This is a genomic window from Bradyrhizobium sp. URHC0002 (genome assembly GCF_054059515.1).
On record NZ_JBSSCF010000001.1, the window covers coordinates 4,384,830 to 4,404,021 of the forward strand.

Below are 19,192 nucleotides of genomic sequence, written 5' to 3' on the forward strand. Positions count from 1 at the left end.
AATCCGATCCGGGAACGATGTGCAAACGCCGATCCTGCAAGCCTCCCCCCGTAAAGCTCTGGACAGGGCGGAAATGCGCCATAAAAGGCCTTTTCGCACCCCCTCGATCTTTCTATTAAGGCACCCATGAACGAGCCCCAGATCACACCCGAACTCGTCGCCAGCCATGGCCTGAAGCCCGACGAGTATGAGCGCATCCTCAAGCTGATCGGGCGGGTGCCGAGTTTCACCGAACTGGGGATTTTCTCGGCGATGTGGAACGAGCACTGCTCGTACAAATCCTCGCGCATCCATCTGCGGGGCTTGCCGACCAAGGCGCCGTGGGTGATCCAGGGCCCGGGCGAGAACGCCGGCGTCATCGACATCGGCGACGGCCAGGCGGTCGTCTTCAAGATGGAGAGCCACAACCACCCGAGCTATATCGAGCCCTATCAGGGCGCGACAACAGGCGTCGGCGGCATTTTGCGCGACGTGTTCACGATGGGTGCGCGGCCGATTGCCTGTCTCAATGCGCTCTCGTTTGGCGCGCCGGAGCACGCCAAGACGCGGCACCTGGTGTCGGGCGTGGTGGCCGGCGTGGGCGGCTATGGCAATTCGTTCGGCGTGCCGACGGTTGGCGGGCAGGTGCGTTTCCACACCCGCTATGACGGCAACATCCTGGTCAACGCGATGGCGGTTGGGCTGGCCGACACCGACAAGATCTTCTACGCCGCGGCGTCAGGCGTAAACATGCCGATCGTCTATCTCGGCTCCAAGACCGGGCGTGACGGCATTCACGGCGCCTCGATGGCGTCGGCCGAGTTCGACGACGATTCCGCCGAGAAGCGGCCGACGGTGCAGGTCGGCGATCCCTTTGCTGAAAAGCTCTTGCTGGAAGCCTGCCTCGAAATCATGGAAGCCGATTGCGTGATCGCGATCCAGGACATGGGCGCGGCGGGCCTGACGTGCTCGGCGGTCGAGATGGGCGCCAAGGGCGACCTCGGTGTCGATCTCAATCTCGACGCGGTGCCGACGCGCGAAACCGGCATGAGCGCCTATGAGATGATGCTCTCGGAAAGCCAGGAGCGCATGCTCATGGTGCTCAAGCCCGAGAAGGAGCAAGAGGCCGAGGCGATCTTCAGGAAGTGGGGGCTCGATTTTGCCGTGGTCGGCTACACCACGCCGAGCAAGCGCTTCGTGGTCAAGCATGGCGGCGACGTCATGGCCGATCTGCCGATCAAGGAACTGGGCGACGAAGCGCCGCTGTACGACCGGCCGCATGTCGCATCCGCGGCGTTGCCGGTGGTGCACGCGCGTGAAGTGGAGCCGCCGCTTGGTATTTCGGGGGCGCTGGAAAAGCTGATCGCAACCCCCGAGCTGTGCTCGAAGCGCTGGGTTTGGGAGCAATACGACCACGTCATTCTCGGCAATACCGTGCAGCGTCCCGGCGGCGATGCCGCGGTGGTGCGCGTCGAGGACGGACCGAAGGGGCTCGCGCTCACCGTCGACGTGACGCCGCGCTATTGCGAGGCCGATCCGTTTGAAGGCGGCAAGCAGGCGGTGGCGGAGGCCTGGCGCAACATCACCGCAGTCGGCGGCCGTCCGCTCGCGATCACCGACAATCTGAATTTCGGCAATCCGGAACGGCCCGAAATCATGGGCCAGTTCGTCGGCTGCCTGAAGGGCATTTCCGAGGCCTGCACCGCGCTCGACTTCCCGGTCGTGTCGGGCAACGTCTCGCTCTACAACGAAACCAACGGGCGCGGCATTTTGCCGACGCCCTCGATCGGCGGCGTCGGCCTGCTCGACGATTTCACGAAATCCGCCACGCTGGCATTCAAGGCTCCCGGTGAAGCGATCCTGTTGATCGGCGACGTCCAGGGCTGGCTCGGGCAGTCGGTGTACCTGCGCGATATCTGCGGCCGCGAAGAGGGCGCGCCGCCGCCGGTCGATCTGGCAGCGGAAAAGCGCAATGGCGACGTCGTTCGCGGCATGATCCACGCCGGCACCGCAACCGCAGTGCACGACGTCTCCGACGGCGGCTTGCTGGTCGCGCTCGCCGAGATGGCGATCGCCAGCGGCATCGGCGCACAGCTGTTGGCTGCATCGAGCTCGATCGTGCCGCACGCCTACTGGTTCGGCGAGGATCAGGCGCGCTACATCGTGACCGTGCCTGCGGCGGATGCCGGCCTGGTACTTGCGAAAATGAAGGGCGCGGGCGTGCCCTGCGCGCGGATCGGCACCACGGGCGGCGATGCGATTGCCGTCGCCGGTGAAACGGCGGTGTCGGTGGAGGCGCTCAAATCGGCATTCGAGCGCTGGCTGCCGGCATATATGAGCGGCAAGGCGTCATAGGCACGCTCTCTCCACGTCATTGCCTGCGACAAACGCGAAGCGTTTGCGCAAGGGAGCGAAGCGACGAAGCAATCCATCTTCGCCGCCAGCCGAGAAATGGATTGCTTCGCTGCGCCCGCAATGACGGCGAGAGCGGTCAAAGCACCTTCGTCGCGCCCGGAATCTGCCGCAACGCCCGCGTCAGCGCCCAGCTGAACGCGACGGTCAGCACGAAGACGACCGTGGCCTTGACGATCGCCGGCAGGTCATAGTCGAACAGCCAGTATTGCAGCCAAAGCGCGATCGGGTAGTGCACCAGGAACATGCCGTAGGCGTCCTGCTGCATCGGATCGAGTAGCTTGGCTGAGCCTGATTGCCTGAACCTCTGGAAAAAGGCCAGGATCAGAAACATGATGGCCACGCTGAAGACCGCGAAGCAGACGGCATAGAGCCCCTCATACCAGTTCGGCAACGGCGACGGATTTCCCAGTATTTCGCGCTTGATGAAGATCAGCACCCACAACAGGCAATACGGAACGATCGTCAGCACCATCCAGTCCCAGCTGACCTTCGCCATCCGGCCGTCTGCCGCGAGCAATCCGCGATCCATTTGCGCGACGCCGATGCCGGCCCCGAAAAAGAAGTAGCTCGCATAGAGCATCACGCGCCCGTGCTGGACCGAGAACGGTCCGAACTCGAACCAGCTGGCTGGTCCGTAAATCATCAGCCCGGGAACATAGAACGCGGCGGTGACGGCAAGCATGACTGCGAAGAACACGGCGGGCCGGCGGCGGCCGTACAGCGAGAGGCGATTGATTGGATCGAGCAGATTGGGCGACAGCCGGTGCAGCAGGCAGGCAACCAGGTCGAAGGCGAACAAGACCCAGAGAAACCAGAGCGGCCCGCTCGGCCACGGCCCCTTCGTGATCATGTTCCACCAGTATTCCGAAAAACCGATTTCGGGATGGTGCCGCAGGGAGATCGCGTAATAGGCGATCGGAATGACCGTGAACGCGCAGATCACGAACGGTAGGCCAAGCCGGAGCAGGCGATCCTGCAAATAGTTCGCCGCGCCCTTCCGGGCGATACCGGACCAGGCGAACAGTCCCGACAGGAAGAAGAACATCGCCATGAAGAAACTGTCAGTGGCGAGCACGATCATGTCGAAGCCGAAGAAGTACTTCGGATCGGTATGACCGAAATAGGTATAGGGGATGACGGCGTGGTGCAGCAGCACCACCAGCGTCAGGAAAGTGCGGGCGCGATCAAGCGAAAGGTTTCGCGATTTGGCCTTGGGCACTGCGCTCGCGTCGGCATGCCCCACGGTGGAAATCGATGTCATGCGCGCCTCCCCGTCCAGGCTGTTCGTGCCAAATGTTGCAGCCGGGAACCCGATTCAGCAAGGCCCAATGTTCGCTGCCCTTTGAGACGGAAGACGCACAGGAGTGCAGACAAGTTTACGTGTTCTGCGCAGCGCAGACTCCTTTGCCCGGCCATGACAGTTGGGGCGACGGCCTACGCCACTTCCTCGATCGTCACCTTGTCCGGGTAGAACGCCAGATGGCCGGCGATCTCGGCCATGGCCGGGAAGGGGGTCTCATACGTCCAGATCGAATTTTCGATGCTCTTGCCGTTGGCATTGATGCTGAAGTAGTTCGCATCCCCCTTGTAGGGGCAGTGCGTGGTCCGGTCGGTGCGGGCCAGGAGCGCCATATTGGCATCCCCGCGGGGCACATATTGCACCGCCGGGTAGCTGGCCTCCTTCAGGGTCAGCGCATGGGTGGTGTCGGCAATGACGACGCCGCCCGCCGAGACGCGGATGCGCCTGGGGTTTGCCGTAATCGTGATCGGATGGTCGGGACCGGGCAATTTCATGGTTTTGGCCTCTTTTTCCGTCAGCCCGACGGGATCGGGCGCGACTTCATCTCGCGGTGTCAAACGCTTCGGTCGGGAATATAGTGCCGCCAGGCGTGACCTAGAAGAGCGTACGCGCTAGGTTCGGCCGTCACGGTCGCGCGAGCCGGCCGTGATTCGAAACACCTGACGGAGACATGCTGGATGCCGATGGACGCCCACGATATCGAATCGATGATCAAGGCAGCTATCCCCGATGCCGAGGTGACGATCCGCGATCTCGCAGGCGACGGCGACCATTACGCCGCGACCGTGATCTCGGAATCCTTCCGCGGCAAGTCGCGGGTGCAGCAGCACCAGATCGTCTACCAGTCGCTCAAGGGGCAGATGGGCGGCTTGCTGCATGCGCTGGCGCTGCAGACCGGAGTGCCGGAGGGCTAAGGCCCCGACGAGCGGCAGCGGGGCGGGGAAGCGATGGCGGAGAATCCACGCGGCGCGATGTATCGCCCGATCGTGCCGAACCAGCACAGCCGCGTGACCTACGCCGAGCTGTTCTTCGATCTCGTTTTCGTCTTTGCGGTCACGCAGATCTCGCACACGCTGCTGGCGCATTTCACGCCTCCAGGCGCGCTGCAGGTTACGCTGCTGTTTCTCGCGGTGTGGTGGGTATGGGTCTACACCTCCTGGATCACCAACTGGCTCAATCCCGAAAAGACCCCGGTCCGGCTGCTGCTGTTTGCGCTGACGCTCGGCGGCCTCGTGCTCTCGACATCGATCCCGGCGGCGTTTGACGGACGCGGATTGTGGTTTGCGACGGCTTACGCCGCGATGCAGGTCGGCAAGACGGTGTTTCTGTGGATCTCGACGCCGCCATCCCGGTCGCTGGCGCGCATGAACGCGATCCGTATCACGACCTGGCTGTCGGTATCGGCGATTTTCTGGATCGCGGGCGGGTTGGCGGAAGGCCAGTCGCGGCTGGTGCTTTGGGCCATTGCGCTCGCGATCGAGTATATTTCACCGGCGGTGCGGTTCTGGATTCCCCGCTACGGCGCGTCTGCCGTTGCCGATTGGGTCGTCGAAGGCGGCCACATGGCCGAGCGCTGTGCCGGCTTCATCATCATCGCACTCGGCGAATCCATCGTCGTGACCGGCGCGACCTTCGCCGAACTGACGTGGACGACCGAAAACGTCCTGGCGTTCGTATCAGCCTTCGTCGGGTGCCTCGCGATGTGGTGGATCTATTTCCATAAGGGCGCCGAAGCGGGCTCCGAGCAGATCTCAAAATCGAGCGAGCCGGGAAGGCTGGCGCGTCTGGCCTATACCTATCTACACATGCCGATCGTGGCCGGGATCATCGTCTCGGCGGTGGCCGACGAGCTCGTGCTGAAGCATCCGGGCGGGCATTCCGATCTCAAGACGGTGATAAGCGCGATCGGCGGTCCCTTGCTGTTTCTGTTCGGGACCATCCTGTTCAAGCACAGCTTTCGCGGCTTCCTTCAGCTCTCCCACGGGGCCGGTATCGCCGCACTCGGCGTGCTCGCCTGGTTCGCAAGCGAGCTGTCGCCGCTGATGCTGTCCATCCTGACCACCGCGATCATGATCGTGGTCGCGGTATGGGAATCTATCTCGCTGCGAACTGGCCCCGAGGAATAGCGCCTCTCGAGCCTTGTCGGTTCTGATGGAATCAGAACCGGGCTCGAGTCTTTTGTTTTGACGCGTTTTCTTTACGCGAACCGGTATCCACTTCGCTTGAAAACGCTCTAGTCAGGCAGCGAGCGCCTGACCGGTAGCAGGGGCGACGTGCTGTTCTGATCGACGACGTTTCGAAGAACGAGAGTTGACAATTGCACGACGAGCGCCCGCAGCCTGGCGTTCTCCTCGATGAGGGAGGTCCGTTCGGTGTCCACCTCTTGATCCCAAGCTTCGTCCGCATGAACGGACGACGAGCTGGAAAATCCCCTCCGGTGGCCGGACGTTGGATACGCATTTCCCATGACTGACATCCCCTGGCACGAACTCACCCCTAGCCGAGCCTGCCGCAGAAACTCGACTGAGTCCGCGTCAAAAGTCGGACGGTTCGAAGGGCAAACGACAGCGCTGATGCGGCGTTTTGCGGGCGGGCCCATAAAGATGAAGATTTGTTAAGAAGTTTGTCTATAGTGAGCGTGGCAAAGGTGCGGGGACGCGCGGCGGCGTAGCATCTTTCCATCAGACCTTGACCAGCGCGAGTCACTCAGTACCCACGGACGTGCCGTGGGCGGGAATACGCGCCTATGAAACAAAGTGAAGCAAGAGTACGCATCATTCAGGAGTGGGATCGCTGGATCGTAACGAAGGCGATCGAGCAGGACAGGCCCACTGGAAAAGACTCCTTGAAGTTCTTCCATGAGCTGCAGGACACCGGATCGCAGCTATTGGATTTCCAGTCTCGCGGGCAGGACAAGTGGCGGATCATCCACGCGTGGCTGCTGGGGGCAGACCGGTTGTTCGACGACTGGATATCCGCCGCGCCCCGGATCGCCCCGTCACGACGGATGCGGCCGGATCGCAGGAGATTGGTCAAGACTTAAACGGCCCCGAGCTGCCAGCTCGGGACCACCCTTCAATCTGCTGCCGCCAGCGCGTGAACGGAAAACATCCGATCGCGGTCGGTCCAGGATTCCCGTACCGACCAGCCGGAGTCGCGCGCCAGTGCGGTGAAGCGGTCGAGGCTGTATTTGTAACTCGACTCGGTGTGGATGCTCTCACCCGGGCGGAATGAGAAATTCCGCCCGAGGATGCGTACGGTCTGCGCCTTCTTGGCGATCAGGTGCATCTCGATGCGATGGCGCTCGCGATTATAGACCGAGCGGTGCATGAAGGCGGAAACGTCGAAATTGCCGCCGAGCTCGCGGTTGATGCGGACCAGGACGTTGAGATTGAACCGCGCGGTGACGCCGGCGGCGTCGTTATAGGCGTCATAAAGCACCCGCTCGTTCTTTTCGAGATCGACGCCGATGATCATCTGCGCGCCTTCGCCCAGAATGTCGCGCGCACTGCGCAGGAAGGCGCGTGCTTCGTGCGGCTCGAAATTGCCGAGCGTCGATCCCGGAAAGAACCCGACCTTGGGCATCCCTTCGATCTCGGCCGGCAGGGCAAACGGCGCGGTGAAATCGGCGGCAACCGGATAGATGCCGAGCTCCGGAAAATCCTGCCGCAAGGCGCTCGCCTGTGCGTTAAGGAAGTCGCCGGAAATGTCGACCGGGACGTAAGCGCCGAAATCGCAGCATTCCAAAAGCAGGCGGACCTTGGTGGTCGCGCCGGCGCCAAATTCCACCAGCGCGGCGCCCTTGGGAATGACGGAAACGATCTCGTCGCCGCGGCTGCGCAGAATGCCGAGTTCGGTGCGGGTCGGATAATATTCCGGTAGAATCGTGATCTGCTCGAACAGCTCGGAACCCGCGGCGTCGTAGAAATATTTCGGCGACAGACGCTTGGGAAATTGCGAGAGATCGCCGATCACGTCGCCGGCGAAGGTCGAAGTCTGCTCGTCGAACTGGTGCGTTTGGGCCAAAGCGGCGGCATGCACATTCATGATACTCTCCTGAACGCGCTTACCGGCGCGCCTTCATCAAGGGATAAGTCAGGCGTAATCGGCGAGGCGTAACCCCGTGAATTGCCAGCGGTGGTGCGGATAGAAGAAGTTGCGGTAGGTGATACGGCTGTGGAGGGGAGGAGTTGCAAGCGAGGAGCCGCGCAGCACCAGCTGGTTGACCATGAACTTGCCGTTATATTCGCCCAGCGCACCCTCGATCGCGCGGTAGCCGGGGTAGGGGGAGTAGGAGCTGCGGGTCCACTGCCAGACGATGCCGAAAGCGTCGTTGAGCTGGCCGGCGCGGGCAGCGACCTCCCATTCCATTTCGGTCGGCAGATGGCGGCCGGCCCAGCGCGCGAACGCGTCCGCCTCGTAGTAGCTGACATGGCTGACCGGGGCTGAAGGGTCGACCGGCTGCAATCCGCCGAGCGTCATGATCCGCCATTCGCCGTCGACCTGGCGCCAGTGGCCGGGGGCCTGCCAACCCTCGTTGGTTGCGGCGGCAAAGCCGTCCATCAGCCACAGCGTGGCCGTGCCGTAGCCGCCGTCCTTCATGAAGGCCAGCCAATCGGCATTGGTGACGAGGTTGCGGGCGAGCCTGACCGGGCCGACCAGGGCGCGGTGCGCCGGCTTTTCATTGTCGAAATGGAAGCTGTCGTCGCTGTGCCCGACCGTGTGGATGCCCTCGTTGAGGGTGACCCATTCCTCGCCCTCGCGATGCGACGGCGGCAAGCGCCATGACGGATCGTAGGCCGGCGGGATCGGGTTCTGCGCAAAGGCGTGCAGGATGTCGGTCAGCATCAATTCCTGATGCTGCTGCTCGTGGTTGAGGCCGACCTCGACCAGCGGCCCGAGCTTGGCGAGGGCCTCCTCGCCGGCGGTCTGGAAGAACTTGACCACGGCGGCATCGACATGCCGGCGATAGGCGGTGACCTCGTCCGAGCTAGGGCGGGTGAGGTGGCCGCGCTGGTGGCGGGCGTGCCGGGGACCCGCCGTGACGTAATAGGAATTGAACAGAAACGCGTAATCGGGGTGGAAGGGCTGGTAACCCTCGCAGTGCTCGCCGAGCAGGAATTGCTCGAAGAACCAGGTGGTATGGGCGCGATGCCATTTGGCCGGGCTGGCGTCCGGCATCGACTGGATGAGCTGGTCCTCGGGACTCAAGGGAGCGGCCCGGCGTTCGGTCTCATCCCGGACGGCCAGATAGGCTTCTGTCAAATTCTGGGCGAGGGTGCCGGAATCGGAGAAAAGTGACGGGGCTGATGTCGCAAACTCGGCGGCGGCTACTGATTTCGTCACGGGTGTCTCCGGTCGAGGGAGAGAACGTTAGTCTGGCAAACTGGTTCCTGCCGGACAGTCCGTCCTAGATAGGGGTTCCTGTCCGGGAAAAAAGCCTTCGCCCGGTATGATATTGATGCCGTCAGACTATGGGGCCACGGTCTCTCCTGGGGCCCAAACCGGCCTATGCATGCCAGCTCCTCGCCATTTTACTTTGGATGCACAACGGTTTGGGCTACATATATGGCAAGTGACCGGGTTAGATGGATCAGGCCCGTCAGGCGAAGCCGCAGGGGGGGCTGTGTGCCCCAAAAGGAAGCGAATATGAGCATCGAACAATTCATCGACAACGAAGTGAAGTCGAACGACGTCGTGCTGTTCATGAAGGGCACGCCGCAGTTTCCGCAGTGCGGTTTCTCCGGCCAGGTGGTGCAGATCCTCGATCACGTCGGCGTCGGCTACAAGGGCCTGAACGTCCTGGAATCCGCCGAGCTTCGCAACGGCATCAAGGAATATTCGAACTGGCCGACCATCCCGCAGCTCTACGTCAAGGGCGAGTTCGTCGGCGGCTGCGACATTATTCGCGAGATGTTCCAGGCTGGTGAATTGCAGCAGCTGTTCGCCGACAAGGGCGTCACCGTCAGCGCGGCGGCCTCGGCCTGAGCGGTCTCGCGCGCCAGATCGGCACGGCGCGGCTGGAAGTCATTGTTGCCGACATCACCACGCTGCGCGTTGACGCCATCGTCAACGCCGCGAATTCGTCGCTCCTTGGCGGGGGCGGCGTCGATGGCGCGATCCATCGGGCTGCGGGGCCGGAACTCTTGGCTGAATGCCGGACGCTCCACGGCTGCGAAACCGGGAACGCCAAGGTCACCAAGGGCTATCGGCTCAAGGCCAAACACGTGATTCACACAGTTGGGCCGGTGTGGAACGGCGGTACCCTCGGCGAGGACGATCTGCTCGCCTCCTGCTATCGCCGCTCGATCGAACTGTGCGAGAAGCACGGGCTTGCCTCAGTGGCCTTTCCGGCGATTTCCACCGGCATCTATCGCTTCCCCGCTGAACGCGCGGCCGGCATCGCGCTCCTGACCGTCGTCGATACGCTCCCGGCCGCCCCCACACTGGCGCAGGTGATCTTCTGCTGCTTCTCCGACGCCAGCGCGCAGTTGCATCAGGAGGCTCTGGAAGCGTTTGGCAGCCCTTGTGCCGACTGACAGGCCGCCGCTACACTCCCCGCGAGTTCCGGGAGGGGTTCCATGAGTTCATTAACGTTTTTGCGCGCGCTGGGCTTCGGCGCGCTGATGCTTGCCACGCTGTCGTCCGCCCGCGCCGAAGGCACGTTCGACATTCCAGCGGGCGCGCATTTCAACAAGGACAAGCTTGCGAAGATCACCGAGTTCTTCAAGAACGAAGTGTCGACCGGCAAGATCGCCGGCGCGAACGTTCTGATCCAGCAGCACGGCAAGCCGGTCTATCACGAGACCTTCGGCGTGCAGGACGTGGCGTCCACGGCGCCGATCAATGACAAGACCATCTTCCGCCTGTCTTCGCTGACCAAGGCGATCACCTCCGTGGTGGCGATGCAGTTGGTTCAGGACGGCAAGATCAAGCTCGACGATCCCGTCTCGAAGTACATTCCTTCCTTCGCAAACATGAAGGTCGGTGAGGAGAAAAAGGCCGACGACGGTACCAAGACGCTCGAACTGGTGCCGATGACCAAACCCATCACCATTCTCGACCTGATGCGTCATACCTCCGGCATCACCTATGGCTTCTACGGCGACAGCCTGGTGCGCAAGGCCTACAAGGAGGCCAATATCTACGCGGGCGAATTCGACCTCGCCGAATTCGCAGAGCGGATCGCCAAGCTGCCGCTGCACAACCAGCCGGGTGCGCTCTGGCAATACGGCCATTCCACCGACATCCTGGCGCGGATCATGGAGATCGTGTCCGGAAAATCATTGCTCGAGATCGAAAAGGAAAAGCTGCTCGATCCGCTCGGCATGACCGACACCGGCTTCTTCGTCACCGAACCGGAGCGGCTGCAGCGGCTCGCCCAGCCGGTGCCGAACGACAGTGATTTCCGGGTCGGCCGCCTGTACAGGACCGAGGTTCGCCAGAAGTGGGAATCCGCCAGCGGCGGCATGGTTTCAACCATGTCGGATTTTTTGAAATTTGCGCAGATGCTGGCCAATGGCGGAACGTTCGAGGGCAAGACCTATCTCAGCCCGAAGACGTTCGAACTGATGGCATCGGACCACGCCGGCAAGGACTCTGGCGTTGCGCGGGATCATTACTATTTCCCCGGTGACGGTTTCGGTATGGGCCTTGGGCTTGCCGTGCGCACCGATCCTGGTAATGCCAAGCCGCCGCCGCCGGGATCATTGGGTGAACTCAAATGGGACGGCGCCGCCGGCTGTTACATGGTGATCGACCGCAAGCAGGACATGTTCTTCGTGGTGCTGGAGCAGACGCCGACGGAACGCCAGCGCATCCAGCGGACGCTGAAGCAGATGGTCTATGAAGCCTTGGAGAACTGACGGCGCCGCAGGGCGCTGCCTTGGTGTAGCGGCGCTGGCCATTCTCGTCGGCGCCGGATGGCTGCACGCGGTGCGAGCCGAGCCGAAAGCGCCGGACGCGCCAACTTTCTCGCGCGCGGCCCTTGACCGGATTGGGGATGAGCTCCGCAACGAAGTCACCACCGGTAAGATTCCCGGCGCCATCCTGCTGATCCAGCAGCACGGCAAGCCGGTCTATTCCGAGAGTTTCGGCGTGCGGGACGCGGCAACCGGCCAGCCGATGACGCCGGACACGATTTTCCAGATCTATTCGATGTCGAAAGCCGTTACCTCGGTCGCCGCGATGATGTTGGTCGACGACGGCAAGCTGGGCCTCGACGATCCCGTGTCGAAATACATTCCTGCCTTTGCGGATGCAAAAGTCGGCGTCGATCTTTCCGATGAAGCAGGACAGTATCCGCTCAAGCTCGAGCCGTTGAAGCGCCCGATCACGGTCAGGGATCTGCTGCGGCACACGTCGGGGATCACTTACGGCTTCTTCGGCGAAACCGCAGTGCAGAAACTCTACGCCAATTCCAAACTGTACGCCGGCGATTTCGATAACGCCGAATTCGCCGATCGGATCGCGACACTGCCGCTCGCCGATCAGCCCGCAGTGCGTTGGAATTACAGCCATTCAACCGACGTGCTGGGCCGTGTCGTCGAGGTGGCCTCGGGGCAGACGCTGTTTCAGTTCGAGAAGCAACGATTGTTCGATCCTCTCGGCATGTCCGAGACCGCATACTATGTCGCAGATGAATCGAAGTGGTCGCGCATTGCCCAGGCATTTCCCGTCGATCGATTTCGGGTGGCCGGAATGAGGGACCCGGCATTGCCGCGGCGCTGGGAATCCGGCGGAGCGGGTCTGGTATCGACGATCGGGGACTACGCCCGCTTCCTGCAAATGCTGCTGAACGGAGGCAAGCTGGACGGCAAGCGGTACCTCAAGCCCGAGACGGTCGCGCTGATGACGTCGGATCAGATCGGGCCGGAGACCGGGATCCTTCACGATCCCTTCTATTTCCCGGGCCCGAGCAGCGGCTTTGGTCTTGGCTTTGCCGTGCGCACGTCACCGCCGCCGAATACGACATGGCCGCTCGGCGAATACCGCTGGGACGGTGCGGGCGGCAGTTTCTATTTTGTCGATCCGCAGGACGACCTGCTCGTTGTCTGCATGGTGCAGGCCCCGACGCAAGGCGGGCGGATCCAGCTGGCGCTGAAGACGATGATGTTCGAGGCGCTGGGCAAAGGCCTGCGCACCACGGATTGATAATCGCCGGATTACGCCACGGCGTTGCGCGCGATCGTCTCGCGGAAGAAAGCCGCGCTCAACTTGGGCGTCCGGCGCTTGGTTTCGAAGTCGACGTGATAGAGGCCGAAGCGCTCTTCATATCCATCCGACCATTCGAAATTGTCCATCAGGCTCCACAGGAAATATCCGAGCACGGGGACGCCCTCTGATGTCGCGCGCTGCAACTGCGTCAGATAGTTGCGTAAGTACATGATGCGATCGACGTCGTAGATAGTGCCGTCCGCGGCCGGCTGGTCGCTCCCCGACGTTCCGTTCTCGGTGATGTAGATCGACTTCACGTTCCACAGTTTTGCAACGTGGCGCGGCACCCAGTACATCGCCTCGGGGGCAGGCCTGAGCCAGGTCGCCTTCATGTGCGGGAACGATTTGGGAAATGGCGCCAGCGTGAAGCCGCGCTCGTTGTCGGCAGCAACGACGTAATGATCAGGCATGTAGACATTCAGCCCGACAAAATCGATCGGGGAGGAGATGATGCGCAGATCTTCGGCGGTGTATTTCGGAGCATCTTTGCCGGCCTGCGCGAGATATGCATCGGTGTATTTTCCCTCGAGCATCACGGTCAGATAGCCGGCATTGAGCTCGCGCGTCGCGAGCTCGGCTGCGCGGATGTTGGCAGGCGTTTCGATGGCCGGAATGCAGCTCACGGCATTTTCCGCCGGACCGATCCTGATTCCCGCCTGACCACTGGCCCGGATCGCCTGAACCGCGAGACCGTGCCCCAGCGCGACGTTGTGCCGGACCTGCTTCACATCAGGTGGGGATAGTTTGAGCCCCGGCGCATCAGCGCCAAACTCATGGCCGAGATGAACGAGCCTGGAGCATTCGTTGATGGTGAAGAAGTGCTTCACCCGGTCGCTTAGGCGCCCCGTGACATGGGCTGCGTAATCCGCAAATGCCTTTGACGTATCGCGCGAGGTCCAGCCGCCGAAGCGGTCCTGCAGTGCCTGCGGCAGGTCCCAATGATACAGCGTCGCGAACGGCTCGATGCCGTTCGCCAACAATTCGTCGACAAGGCGGTTGTAGAAATCGAGACCCTTTGGATTTGGCGCGCCGGCGCCTTCCGGGAAGACGCGCGGCCAGGCAATCGAGAACCGATAGGCCTTTGCACCCAGCGCCTTCATCAACTGGATGTCTTCCTTGTAAAGACGATAGTGGTCGGTCGCGGTATCGCCGTTGCTGTTATCGGAGATGGTCCCGGGCGTGTGGGTGAAGCGGTCCCAGATCGAAGGACCACGGCCGTCTTCGTTTACGGCTCCCTCAATCTGATAGGCCGAGGTCGCGGTACCCCACAGAAAACCGTTCGGAAAGCCGGAAGAGGTGGCTCGTCTTGTTGTGGTATCGGCGTCCGATTGGGCCCGTCCGGATCCGGCCGACAGCGCCGACATGCCAAGTGCCGACCAGCCTGCAATCCTGCCAAATTGGCGCCTTGAAAATCTCTTGAATGGCATCTTCTCTCTCGCCGCGCCGGGATCAATTTTGAGCAAAACGGGCTCACTCTTGATGCTTCGTGTTTGAAGCAGGCCTAATATCACCGCTTCCGTGTCTCGGTGCAATTGTGCAACAGGCTGCATCGCGGGTCGACAGGGCTGCCGCTCGCCGCTAAATAAGCGGACATATTCACCGATTTGGGGAGCAGGACGATCGGCTTTCGCACGCCGCTGGCGCTTTTCTTCGTATCGCTGGGCATCGTTGCCGCGGTGTGGTGGTGGCTGGCCACGCCGGTGGCGCTGACGCGCGCGCCGATCGATGATGCGTCGAAGCTGGAGTGCATTTCCTACGCGCCGTTCCGCAACGATCAGACGCCGCATGATCCGACGCTGATCGTCCGTCCGGAGCAGATCGCCGAGGATCTGGCTGAGCTGGCCAAGGTCTCCAAATGCATCCGCACCTATTCCATCGACAACGGGCTCGACAAGGTGCCCGATCTTGCGTCGAAGGTCGGATTGAAGGTTCTGCTCGGCATCTGGATCGGACGCGATCGCGCCAAGAACGCCCAACTCGCCGACATCGCGGTTTCTCTGGTGAAGGATCATCCCGGCACGGTCACGGCCGTGATCGTCGGCAGCGAAGTGCTGCTGCGGGGAGAGATGACCGTCGCCGACCTGCGGCAGATCATCCGCTCGGTCAAGCCGCGCGTGAATGTGCCGGTGACCTACGCAGATGTTTGGGAATTCTGGTTGCGTTACCGCGAAGTAGGTGAGGACGTCGATTTCATCACCGCCCATTTCCTGCCCTACTGGGAGGACGTTCCGCCGCGCGCCAAGGAGGCGGCCGCGCATGTGGATGAGATTCGCAAGCAGGTGGTGGCAGCCTTTCCCGGCAAGGAGATCCTGATCGGCGAAACCGGCTGGCCTAGCCACGGGCGGATGCGCGACGGTGCGCTGGCTTCCCGTGTCAACCAGGCGCGTTTCATTTCCGAGATTCTCGAGCGGGCGAGACAGGACAAATTTCGCGTCAATTTTTTTGAAGCCTATGACGAACCGTGGAAGCGCCGCTGGGAAGGGACCGTGGGTGGCTACTGGGGGCTGTTCGACGGGACCGAACGCAAGCTGAAATATCCGGCAGGGGTAGCCATCAGCAACTATCCGTTCTGGAAGCTGCAGATGGGCTGCGGGATGTTTCTTTGCATCGGAATATTCGCAACAGCCTTGATCACGCTGAAGCGCCGTCCGTCGCCGACGCCATTGGCATCGTGGCTGGCGGTCGCCATGTCCGCGACCGTCAGCGGGATCCTACTGGGCGTGAGCGCCGACAAGATGCTCCACGAAAGCTATGGGGCCGGTGGCTGGCTGGTTCAGGGTTTTTTGCTGGCGGCGGCAGTGACAGCGCCGCTGCTGTCTACCTACGCCTTGATGTCGGGGCGCGGGCTTCCGTCGTTTCTTGAAGTGTTGGGACCGGCCAAGGGCCTGACCCCGTTTTTCATGGCCAACATGCTGGGCATCACGCTGATCGTAACGACGCTCATATCAACGCAAACCGCGCTCAGCCTGATCTTCGACGCGCGCTGGCGCGATTTCCCGTTCGCCGCCTTGACCATGGCCGCGGTGCCGTTCTGGACATTGGCGTTCCTCAACGGTTCGAAATCCGGCGAGCGACCGCTCGCGGAAGCCGTGTTCGCCGGGCTGTTCGCGCTTGCCGCGGTCTATGTCGTCTTCAACGAAGGGTTCGAGAACTGGCAGGCGATGTGGACCGGGGCGGCGTATGTCCTGCTCGGCAGTGCGCTGTGGCGGGCGCGCACTGCTGCTGTTGACTGAGTTCGCTCACGCCCCGCGTACGATCTCGCGCACGATGCCGACCGTCTCCTCGATCATGTCAGCGCTGACGTCGAGATGGGTGCAGGCGCGAATGCGGCCGTCCATCATCGCGAGCAGGACGCCGCGCTTGCGCAAGGCCACGACCATTTTGTCGCCGGCTATGCCCGCGCCGTCAGGCTTGAAGAACACCAGATTGGTCTCGGGCTGCTGCACCTCGATGCCGTTGATCTGCGACAGCCCGCGCGCCAGCGCCCGCGCATTGGCGTGATCGTCGGCGAGGCGATCGACGTGATGGTCGAGCGCGTAGACGCAGGCAGCCGCAGCAATGCCGGCTTGCCGCATCGATCCGCCGAGCCGCTGCTTCCAGCGCCAGACGTCGTCGATGAAGGCGCGCGAACCCGCAATCACGCCACCGATCGGCGCGCCGAGGCCTTTTGAGAAATCGATCCAGGCCGAATCCCAGCCGGCGGCCATGTCGCGCGCCGATATTTTTGTCGCGACGCAGGCGTTCAACAGCCGCGCGCCATCCATATGGGTGATGAGCCCGTTCGCCTTGGCGATCGCTACCACTTCATCCAGCGCCGTTTTCTTCCAGATCGTGCCGCCACCGATGTTGGCGGTCTGCTCGACGCTGACGACGGTCTGCGGCGGCTGGTAACGCGAGCGCGGATGCAGCGCGGCGCGGAATGTTTCGGGTGCGAATTGCCCGTCGTCGCCCGGGAGCGGCGTGATCTGGAATCCGCCTAACGCAGCATGCGCGCCGCCTTCGCGGGCAATGATATGCGCGCTGACATGGGCCAGAATTTCATCGCCCGGCCGGCAATGGGCCAGCGTCGCCGCGACGTTGCACATGGTGCCCGATGGCATGAACACCGCGGCTTCCTTGCCGAGCAGGTCGGCGACGCGTTCGCACAGCAAATTCACCGTCGGATCGTCACCGATCTGTTCGTCGCCGACCTCGGCGCGCGCCATCGCCTCGCGCATCGCTGGTGTGGGGCGCGTCTGCGTGTCCGACAGCAGGTTGATGCGGATGGGGTCGGCCTTGGGGTCGCGCGGGGCAGGGGTGTAGTGCATGGAGGGTTCTCGATATTTGCAACGTGATGAGGGGAGAAGGAATTATCTGAAGCGCAGATTTTCGCGTGACAGCTGGTCGATCGATCTGCACCCCATCAACTTCATTCCTCGCTCGATCTCGGCCCGCATCAGGCCGAGGGCGCGCTCAACGCCGGCCTGACCGGCCGCGGCGAGAGGATAAAGATAGAAGCGTCCAACGCCAACAGCCTTGGCCCCCAGCGACAGCGCTTTCAGGACGTGGGTTCCGCGCTGGACCCCGCCGTCCATGATCACGTCGATCCGGTCCCCGACGGCATCCACGATTTCAGCCAATTGATCGAACGCCGCCCGCGAGCCGTCGAGCTGCCGGCCGCCATGGTTGGAAAGCACGATACCGGTGCAGCCGATTTCAACGGCGCGTTTGGCGTCGGCCACCGACATGATGCCCTTCAGGCAGAATTGCCCGCCCCATAGCTGCACCATTTCAGCGACGTCGTCCCAGGTCATGGCGGGGTCGAGCATTTCGGTGAAGTAGCGGCCGATCGACATCGCGCCGCCGCTCATATCGACGTGCTCGTCGAGCTGAGGCAGTTTGAAACCCTCATGGGTGAGGTAGTTGATGCCCCACATCGGCTTGACCGCAAACTGGGCCATGCCGGCAAGCGTCAGCCTGAAGGGAATTGAGAATCCGGTACGCAGGTCGCGTTCGCGGTTGCCGCCGGTGATGCTGTCCACGGTCAGCATCATGACGTTGACGCCGGCTTCCTTCGCCCGCTGCATCATGGCGCGGTTGAGCCCGCGATCCCGGTGAAAATAGAACTGATAGACCTGCGGCGTGTCGTGCGCCTTGCGCAATTCCTCGAGGCTTACGGTGCCGAGCGAGGATACGCCGAACATCGTGCCATACTTCGCGGCCGCGGCGGCCACCGCCCGTTCGCCGGCATGGTGGAACAGTCGCTGCAGTGCGGTCGGGGAGCAATAGATCGGCATCGCCAGTTTCTGGCCCATGACGGTCACCGACATGTCGATGGCTTCGACCCCGCGCAGGACGTTGGGCACCAGATCGCAACGCTCGAAGCTCGCGGTATTCTGGCGAAACGTTGCCTCGTCATCGGCGGCGCCGTCGATGTAGTTGAAGATCGGGCCGGGCAACCGTCGTTGAGCCAGCTTGCGGAAATCATGGAAGTTGTAGCAGTCGCTCAAACGCATGTTGTCCCCGGCACCGGTTCAACCGATGACCATCCTTGGCTGAACCCTCGGCTGAATCCTACTTGCAAGTCGGCGCTTGAACCATGCGCATTCCAAACTGCGGGTAGAAAAAAGGCCCCGGCAAAACCGGGGCCTTTGATATCTCTGAACCGAGGACCGATCAGCGCGAATAGAATTCGACGATCAGATGCGGCTCCATCTGCACCGCGAACGGCACGTCCGACAAAGCGGGGATGCGGGTGAACTTCGCGGTCATCTTGCCGTGATCGGCTTCGATGAAGTCGGGCACGTCGCGCTCGCCGAGCTGGCTTGCTTCCAGCACCGGGGTGAGCTGCTTGGAGGATTCCTTGATCTCGACGAGGTCGCCGGGCTTGAGTTTGTAGCTCGAAATGTTGACGCGGCGGCCGTTCACCTTGATGTGGCCGTGGTTGATGAACTGGCGCGCGGCGAACATCGTGGCGACGAACTTGGCGCGATAGACCACCGTATCGAGGCGGCGCTCGAGCAGGCCGATCAGGTTTTCACCGGTGTCGCCCTTCATCCGGCCGGCTTCGACATAGATGCCGTGGAACTGGCGCTCGGAAATGTTGGCGTAGTAGCCCTTGAGCTTTTGCTTGGCGCGGAGCTGGACGCCGAAGTCGGACAGCTTGCCCTTGCGGCGCTGGCCGTGCTGGCCGGGGCCGTATTCACGGCGGTTCACGGGGCTCTTCGGGCGGCCCCAGATGTTCTGGCCCATACGGCGATCGATCTTGTATTTCGCCTCACTGCGCTTAGTCATCGCGTCCTC

At 62.4% G+C, this 19,192-nt stretch carries 17 protein-coding genes; 9 read left to right on the forward strand and 8 right to left on the reverse strand.

Annotated elements, in window-relative coordinates:
- The first annotated feature begins 126 nt into the window (after window positions 1-126).
- Entirely contained in the window at window positions 127-2,334 is a 2,208-nt protein-coding gene (gene purL, locus ACVWVY_RS21265) for a phosphoribosylformylglycinamidine synthase subunit PurL (protein WP_456628223.1), read from the forward strand.
- Between the two features lie 136 nt (window positions 2,335-2,470).
- Here the strand turns inward: purL and ACVWVY_RS21270 are convergent, their stop codons facing one another.
- Both ACVWVY_RS21270 and ACVWVY_RS21275 read right to left on the reverse strand, forming a co-directional pair.
- Complete coding sequence (locus ACVWVY_RS21270; protein WP_456628224.1) at window positions 2,471-3,655, reverse strand: acyltransferase family protein; 1,185 nt, start codon at window positions 3,653-3,655, stop codon at window positions 2,471-2,473.
- A 173-nt stretch (window positions 3,656-3,828) separates the two neighbouring features.
- Window positions 3,829-4,188, reverse strand: a complete 360-nt coding sequence (locus ACVWVY_RS21275; RefSeq protein WP_456628225.1) for a DUF427 domain-containing protein — start codon at window positions 4,186-4,188, stop codon at window positions 3,829-3,831.
- A 183-nt stretch (window positions 4,189-4,371) separates the two neighbouring features.
- Here ACVWVY_RS21275 and ACVWVY_RS21280 point away from each other — a divergent pair, with 183 nt between their 5' ends.
- The 3 genes from ACVWVY_RS21280 (at window position 4,372) to ACVWVY_RS21290 (ending at window position 6,737) form a co-directional block, all read left to right on the forward strand.
- The gene (locus ACVWVY_RS21280) at window positions 4,372-4,608 is read left to right on the forward strand and encodes a BolA family protein (protein WP_057848608.1); all 237 of its coding nucleotides are present in this window, start codon (window positions 4,372-4,374) and stop codon (window positions 4,606-4,608) included.
- Between the two features lie 33 nt (window positions 4,609-4,641).
- Window positions 4,642-5,820: a low temperature requirement protein A gene (locus tag ACVWVY_RS21285; protein WP_456628226.1), complete on the forward strand. Its 1,179-nt coding sequence runs from the start codon at window positions 4,642-4,644 to the stop codon at window positions 5,818-5,820.
- A 620-nt stretch (window positions 5,821-6,440) separates the two neighbouring features.
- Window positions 6,441-6,737 (forward strand): hypothetical protein, encoded by a 297-nt coding sequence (locus ACVWVY_RS21290; RefSeq protein WP_456628227.1) that lies wholly within the window; start codon window positions 6,441-6,443, stop codon window positions 6,735-6,737.
- A 32-nt stretch (window positions 6,738-6,769) separates the two neighbouring features.
- Here the strand turns inward: ACVWVY_RS21290 and egtD are convergent, their stop codons facing one another.
- Both egtD and egtB read right to left on the reverse strand, forming a co-directional pair.
- The gene (gene egtD, locus ACVWVY_RS21295; RefSeq protein ID WP_456628228.1) at window positions 6,770-7,741 is read right to left on the reverse strand and encodes an L-histidine N(alpha)-methyltransferase; all 972 of its coding nucleotides are present in this window, start codon (window positions 7,739-7,741) and stop codon (window positions 6,770-6,772) included.
- Between the two features lie 48 nt (window positions 7,742-7,789).
- A complete protein-coding gene (gene egtB / locus ACVWVY_RS21300; RefSeq protein ID WP_456632268.1) occupies window positions 7,790-8,959 on the reverse strand; it encodes an ergothioneine biosynthesis protein EgtB in 1,170 nt (389 codons plus the stop codon).
- 384 nt (window positions 8,960-9,343) lie between these two features.
- Here egtB and grxD point away from each other — a divergent pair, with 384 nt between their 5' ends.
- The 4 genes from grxD to ACVWVY_RS21320 are packed head-to-tail and all read left to right on the forward strand — an operon-like array spanning window position 9,344 to window position 12,847.
- Window positions 9,344-9,682, forward strand: coding sequence for a Grx4 family monothiol glutaredoxin (gene grxD / locus ACVWVY_RS21305; RefSeq protein WP_456628229.1), 339 nt, complete (start codon window positions 9,344-9,346; stop codon window positions 9,680-9,682).
- Entirely contained in the window at window positions 9,679-10,233 is a 555-nt protein-coding gene (locus tag ACVWVY_RS21310) for an O-acetyl-ADP-ribose deacetylase (RefSeq protein ID WP_456632269.1), read from the forward strand. Before grxD ends, ACVWVY_RS21310 begins: the two co-directional genes overlap by 4 nt.
- A gap of 42 nt (window positions 10,234-10,275) precedes the next feature.
- The gene (locus ACVWVY_RS21315) at window positions 10,276-11,559 is read left to right on the forward strand and encodes a serine hydrolase domain-containing protein (RefSeq protein WP_456628230.1); all 1,284 of its coding nucleotides are present in this window, start codon (window positions 10,276-10,278) and stop codon (window positions 11,557-11,559) included.
- Window positions 11,540-12,847: a serine hydrolase domain-containing protein gene (locus ACVWVY_RS21320; protein WP_456628231.1), complete on the forward strand. Its 1,308-nt coding sequence runs from the start codon at window positions 11,540-11,542 to the stop codon at window positions 12,845-12,847. Before ACVWVY_RS21315 ends, ACVWVY_RS21320 begins: the two co-directional genes overlap by 20 nt.
- An 11-nt stretch (window positions 12,848-12,858) precedes the next feature.
- On the opposite strand, the gene ACVWVY_RS21325 is transcribed toward ACVWVY_RS21320, so the two are convergent.
- Window positions 12,859-14,337 carry a GH1 family beta-glucosidase gene (locus tag ACVWVY_RS21325; RefSeq protein ID WP_456628232.1) on the reverse strand — a complete coding sequence of 493 codons (1,479 nt, stop codon included), beginning with the start codon at window positions 14,335-14,337 and terminating at the stop codon, window positions 12,859-12,861.
- A gap of 177 nt (window positions 14,338-14,514) precedes the next feature.
- Here ACVWVY_RS21325 and ACVWVY_RS21330 point away from each other — a divergent pair, with 177 nt between their 5' ends.
- The gene (locus tag ACVWVY_RS21330) at window positions 14,515-16,143 is read left to right on the forward strand and encodes a glycoside hydrolase family 17 protein (RefSeq protein ID WP_456628233.1); all 1,629 of its coding nucleotides are present in this window, start codon (window positions 14,515-14,517) and stop codon (window positions 16,141-16,143) included.
- Window positions 16,144-16,149: 6 nt separating this feature from the next.
- Here the strand turns inward: ACVWVY_RS21330 and ACVWVY_RS21335 are convergent, their stop codons facing one another.
- The 3 genes from ACVWVY_RS21335 to rpsD all read right to left on the reverse strand — a co-directional run bounded on the left by ACVWVY_RS21335 (window position 16,150) and on the right by rpsD (window position 19,183).
- Window positions 16,150-17,217 carry a threonine aldolase family protein gene (locus ACVWVY_RS21335; protein ID WP_456628234.1) on the reverse strand — a complete coding sequence of 356 codons (1,068 nt, stop codon included), beginning with the start codon at window positions 17,215-17,217 and terminating at the stop codon, window positions 16,150-16,152.
- A gap of 42 nt (window positions 17,218-17,259) precedes the next feature.
- Window positions 17,260-18,405: an alpha-hydroxy acid oxidase gene (locus tag ACVWVY_RS21340; RefSeq protein WP_456628235.1), complete on the reverse strand. Its 1,146-nt coding sequence runs from the start codon at window positions 18,403-18,405 to the stop codon at window positions 17,260-17,262.
- 160 nt (window positions 18,406-18,565) lie between these two features.
- Window positions 18,566-19,183 carry a 30S ribosomal protein S4 gene (gene rpsD, locus ACVWVY_RS21345; RefSeq protein ID WP_108516453.1) on the reverse strand — a complete coding sequence of 206 codons (618 nt, stop codon included), beginning with the start codon at window positions 19,181-19,183 and terminating at the stop codon, window positions 18,566-18,568.
- Between the last annotated feature and the right edge of the window lie 9 nt (window positions 19,184-19,192).